The following is a 2,589-nucleotide window of genomic DNA, read 5'->3' as shown; positions in this document are numbered from 1 at the left end:
TGCCGATGAAGTCCAAAGTCATGCTGGTGGTTTGCCATTCGCCATCGGGAAGCAGCGACTGTTCCATGGTGATGTGGCCACCTTTATTGAAGCGGGCGAGCAGTCCCCAGCCCAGCGTGACGTCCTCGACCAGCGCGGCCTCGATGCGGGCCAGGCGCAGGTCGCGCGGCTCCACCACCATCGTGCCCTCCATGCCCCTATAGATGATGGTCTCCCGCGAGGGCGGATCGAACTTCGGATTAGGACGGAACTTCAGGCGCGCTAGATCGCCGTGGGGGCCGGCTTCGGCCCCGTCATAATCGTACAGAAAAGCGTCGGGCAGGGCGCGGAGCAGCTTCCGCACCTGCTCGGCATCTTGTTCCTGGCGCTGCTTGCGCTTGCGCTGCTCTTCGGGATGCGCGAGCAGGCTTTCCAGGCGCCGGTCGTCCTTGGCCCGCTCTTCCGCAGTGGCCGGACGGTCGTTGATGGCGATGGCGCGGGAGACCAGGCCTTCGCGCGTTTCAATGATGTCGTGCGTCCAGGAGCCTTCGGGAGTCTCGCGCCGCAGGCGGTAGATGTACTGCCGCGGTCTTGCTTCCGTCGCCAGCTCCCGGTCAACGACCTTGCGCACCAGCTCCTGGGCGCTCGTTGCAGGTGCGGTAGCGGAGGTCTGGGCGGCTCCCGAGGCGGCAAACAGCCCGAGAGCGGCGATCGTCAGAACCGGTTTCGCGAATCGTATTCCGCTGAGCATTAGGCTAAAGGTTCATGGGGATAGAGGTTAGACGAGAACCGTGCCCCAGGTGTCGTATCCCTGGTTAACAGCGAGGGGTTTGGGGCCTGTGGAAAACTCGGGGAAAATGCCCTCTGGGCAAAAACCCGATTGCCGCCCGGCTCCAGGTTGAGTATAGTTTGCATAAGCGATTCTGCCTTCGGGTGTTACGGAATCCGGATTTCCGGAGAAAGCATGGGCGCAGAATCCCGGGAGAGACCGTCATGTGGAAAACCCGTAATGATGAGCCGAAACCAATGGCACCAACGCAACCGCCGGCGCCCGCTGCTCCGGCCCTAACCCCCAAGGAGATGCGTCCCATGGAAATGCCGAAGGCGACTGACAACTTCCGCGCCGAAGTGGCGCACATTGGAAAGACCGTGCTGGTGAAGGGCGAGCTGTCGGGCACCGAAGATCTTTATCTCGACGGCGAGGTCGAAGGCAGCATCGAGCTGCGCGACCACAGCCTGGTGGTGGGACCGCACGGACGAGTGCGCGCCCACATCAATGCCAGGGACGTGGTGGTGCACGGCAAGGTGGACGGCAACATCAAGGGCACGGAGCGGGTGGAGCTGAAGAAGTCCGCGGTGTTGGTGGGCGACATCTTCACCCAGCGCATCATCATCGAGGACGGCGCATTCTTCAAGGGCGCGATCGACATCCAGAAGGAAGGGGCGAAGACCGCATCCAAGCGGGAAGCGTCGGTGGGAACGTCGGCTGCGTCCGCGTCCGCAGCGGCGTATTCGGCGGCTCCGACGGCCGCTTCCAGCGCGTCGACGGAGACTCCCGGCTACTCGGCCTCGCCGGCGCAGAAGAAGTATTGAGCTGATCCGAAGCCGCGAGGCGACGCTCTCCGCAGCCACGTAGGCCGGCACACCACAGAACCGCTTCCATGGCCCAGGACCTCTACCGGAAGTTCCAGGCGATGCCCTCTATGGGGGGCGGAGCCCCCGCCCCGTCCGGCTCCAGTGAGCGCATCCCGCGGCATTCCACCGGACTCGGCGAGTTCACGCGCATGCTCGCGGGGCAGGAAGAGATGCGCATCCTCGACTTGGGCCCCACCTCGCCCACCAACATCGCCCGCCTCACCGGACTGGGCCACAAGGCCTACAACGAGGACATCCTGCTGGCTTCGAGTTCCCCCGCCTACGCCGCCCGCACCGACGAGGGCAAGCCCACCATCAACGTGGACCGTTTTCTGGTGGAGAACCTCACCTACACCACCACGCTGTTCGACGCCGTGCTGTGCTGGGACATCCCCGACTATCTTCCTGAGGCGGTAGTGCGGCCGGCGGTCGAGCGGCTGCATCGCGTCACCAAGACGGGCGGCGTGCTGCTGGCGTTCTTCCATACCCGCGACGCCGGCCCGGACGCGCCCTACTACCGCTACCACATCGTGGGCGACGATCAGCTGGAGCTGCAACAGGGTCCGCGCTTCCGTTTGCAGCGCATCTTCAACAACCGCAACATCGAGAAGCTCTTCCAGGAGTTCGCTTCCATCAAGTTCTTCCTCGCCCGGGACAACGTGCGGGAAGTCCTGGTAGTGAAGTAAGAACCCACAGAACAATTCAGCGAACGGCGGTCCGCGTCCTGCTCACCAGGTAGCGGGCCACGGTACGCGTCCGCAGTACTTTCGCCGCCGGCGCATGCAACGCCGCGGGCAGGCGCAGCAGCCAGCGGATGCGCCTGGCAGTGCGGAAGGCGGGCAGAAGAAGCCGCTCGTATTCCTTCTGATAGCGCCGCCCAGCCTGCTTCAAGCTCATCCGCTCCCGCCAGAAATCCGCAAGCGCCTCTGCAGCCAGTGCTCCACTGTGCAGCGCGGCGGAAATGCCGTCGCCGGC

The 2,589-nt window shown here is 64.4% G+C and carries 4 protein-coding genes; 2 read left to right on the top strand and 2 right to left on the bottom strand.

From position 1 onward, the window contains the following. A partial coding sequence (locus tag VGQ94_10015) for a hypothetical protein (GenBank protein ID HEV2022847.1) occupies positions 1–610 on the bottom strand: 610 nt, incomplete at its 3' end. Between the two features lie 464 nt (positions 611–1,074). On the opposite strand from VGQ94_10015, the gene VGQ94_10010 reads away from it, so the two are divergent. After that, complete coding sequence (locus VGQ94_10010) at positions 1,075–1,572, top strand: polymer-forming cytoskeletal protein (GenBank protein ID HEV2022846.1); 498 nt, start codon at positions 1,075–1,077, stop codon at positions 1,570–1,572. A 68-nt stretch (positions 1,573–1,640) separates the two neighbouring features. After that, complete coding sequence (locus VGQ94_10005; GenBank protein ID HEV2022845.1) at positions 1,641–2,300, top strand: class I SAM-dependent methyltransferase; 660 nt, start codon at positions 1,641–1,643, stop codon at positions 2,298–2,300. A 16-nt stretch (positions 2,301–2,316) separates the two neighbouring features. Here the strand turns inward: VGQ94_10005 and VGQ94_10000 are convergent. Further along, a partial coding sequence (locus VGQ94_10000; GenBank protein HEV2022844.1) for a hypothetical protein occupies positions 2,317–2,589 on the bottom strand: 273 nt, incomplete at its 5' end.

It is taken from the genome of Terriglobales bacterium, assembly GCA_035937135.1.
Classification (GTDB): domain Bacteria; phylum Acidobacteriota; class Terriglobia; order Terriglobales; family Acidobacteriaceae; genus DASYVL01.
Note: the sequence above shows the minus strand (reverse complement) of the source record. Positions and strands in the feature narration are given on the sequence as shown.